The following is a 2,374-nucleotide window of genomic DNA, read 5'->3' as shown; positions in this document are numbered from 1 at the left end:
GGGGGTTAAAAATTATTATGTTAGGGAATTATATTGAAAAGAATATACTACGAAGCGTTTATATATGTGAACAAGGGTTTGTTGAAAAAAATATCAAAATAGATAAACTTTGTGAGATTCTAAAAGTAACAAAAATAACAATTTATAATGATCTGAAAAATTTAAAAGAGCTGATTCCACAAGCTCTGATCTCTTATACGATCGAACACGATGTCTGCACTTTGAATTTTAAAAAAGACATCACTCTCCAAGAAATCACCAAAACGATTTATGATCATTCACTTTTTTTAAAAGGGTTATTTGACTGTTTAAATGGGAATTTCAATGCACGACTTTTTGCCGATAAAGAATTCATTTCATTAAGTAAGGCGTATAAATTAAAAACAGCGATATGGACTTTTTTTGAAGACAACAATTACATCATTGATGATCAAATCCATCTGCCGGAAAGAGATTATCGTTTGATCATCTTGTCTTTAAGCAGTTACACAAGTTGGCTAGAACTGCCACCAATCGATTATCAAATACTAGAAGCCTTCAAACAGATCATCGCTGACATTGAAGATTGCTATTTTTACAGAAAGTACTCCTCTGAAAGTAGAGAGTATATTTTAAATGGTTTGTGTTTAAGTTACTTACGCAAGGAAAATGATGCTATTATCTATCCAAAAAAAGATCAAAATGAAATAGAAATCAATCCACTTTATTTGATCATCAAACGAACAATCACACCTTACCAAGAGATATTGAAATTTCATGATCAAGAGTTATTGTTCGTTTACTCGATATTTAATTCTCAAACTTATCACTCACCAGATTTGTTTTTTTTACAAAAAGATTTTAAAATCAATTTTAATTATTTTGTCACTAAGAGAAATGATAATTTAGACTTGATGAATCGTTTGACAGAAGAATTTGATATTTCTTCTGAACAAATCGACTTATTCAAGAAATCTTTTTTAGATTTTGTGCGTCCAGTTATCCGTAATCAAAAATTGATCTTACCAAATAAACGATATTTGTTATCAGAAGATCAAAAAATATTGTACGCAAAAATCACTCAAGTTATTGCCGATTGGAATCACGATTGGCAACTAAATGTTTATTGGAACAAAAATAGTTTGAATAAATTTACATTAGAATTATCTCTTATTCTTCAAAAAAATGAGAACAAAAATTATCGTTTGAGGATCATTACCAAAAGTAATTTCAATTTTCTTTACTACAAATCCTTAGCTGACTCATTATGGACAAAAAATGTAGCAATCGATCCAATCATGTATACAAATATACAGTCTGCTTTAGCAGATTCATCACCTAATTCAATTATTATTTGCGAAGAATCTTTGATGTTAGATACACCTTTACAGAAATTATTTCCAATCACTCCACATTCTGCATTAAAAACATTTTTAGAAATTGAAGAATACTATTTACTACACGAAAAACAAGGATAAATAATCCTTTTTAAATAAAAATCATCTTCTTCATATTGGATTAACAAAATATTGTTTATTGTCCTATATGAAGAACCGATCATTCATTGATCATATGTAAAGAGGCTGGGACAAACACCCATGAGGGCAACGAAGCCTTCATGGGTGTTTGTCCCAGCCTCTTTTTCTTTTATTATCAGTACGAACTATTGAAAGCATATCTCCTTCAACAATGATGCGCCTGTTGTTTTCTGACACCAAGTCAATATCCCCATCATTCTCTCGTGGTTTAGCCAAATATTGGGAGTTGATAGGCTTTTTCACGACCTCTGTTTAACGGCATTCAAGAAGCTACACTTCGGTAATAAGCAAGCAAAATAAAAAATGTGCAGAACCATTTTCTATTTTGTTTGCTTATTACTCAGTGCAAATCGCTTCTTTCACGACCTCTGTTTAACGGCGTTCAAAAGCCAACTCCTTCGATATTAAGTTAAAAATTGAAAAAATATGAGGAACTATTTTCTCAATTTTCCTCTTAATACTCGGAGCTGACCAGCTTTTTCACGACCTCTTTTCTAATACAATTTTTTCAATGACTGAAGAAATTCTTTTTATCTCATCTTGGTTTACTACATTTGTCATCATATAAGTATAAGAAGCATTCAATAATTTATTGATAGTCAAATTGGTAATGACTAAATCATAAGTTTCGTCTGCAATGTATTTCGTAACTTGAATCGATGGATTATTATGAAGGCTATCTTCTAAATCAGCTAAAAAAGTAGCAAATAAAAAAGAAGAAGTGTTTAATAAAAGCGCAATATTAATTTTATTTTTTCGAAATCTTCTTAAACTATATACTAATGAATATAGGCCATATTGATAATACAAATGGATTTTAAAGTTTAACTCTGGGCTATGGAATACTCCTGAATCAA

General features: G+C 30.2%; 2 protein-coding genes. One reads left to right on the top strand and one right to left on the bottom strand.

What is annotated here, in order from left to right; genetic code table 11:
- Positions 1–1,457, top strand: a 1,457-nt coding sequence (locus tag A5844_RS06485) for a hypothetical protein (RefSeq protein ID WP_086284388.1), incomplete at its 5' end; no start/stop codon positions are given.
- Positions 1,458–1,997: 540 nt separating this feature from the next.
- On the opposite strand, the gene A5844_RS14235 is transcribed toward A5844_RS06485, so the two are convergent.
- On the bottom strand, positions 1,998–2,374 hold a 377-nt coding region (locus tag A5844_RS14235), incomplete at its 5' end, for a hypothetical protein (protein WP_179190552.1).

The sequence above is a fragment of the Candidatus Enterococcus wittei genome (genome assembly GCF_002140175.1).
Taxonomy (GTDB): domain Bacteria; phylum Bacillota; class Bacilli; order Lactobacillales; family Enterococcaceae; genus Enterococcus_B; species Enterococcus_B wittei.
Note: the sequence above shows the minus strand (reverse complement) of the source record. Positions and strands in the feature narration are given on the sequence as shown.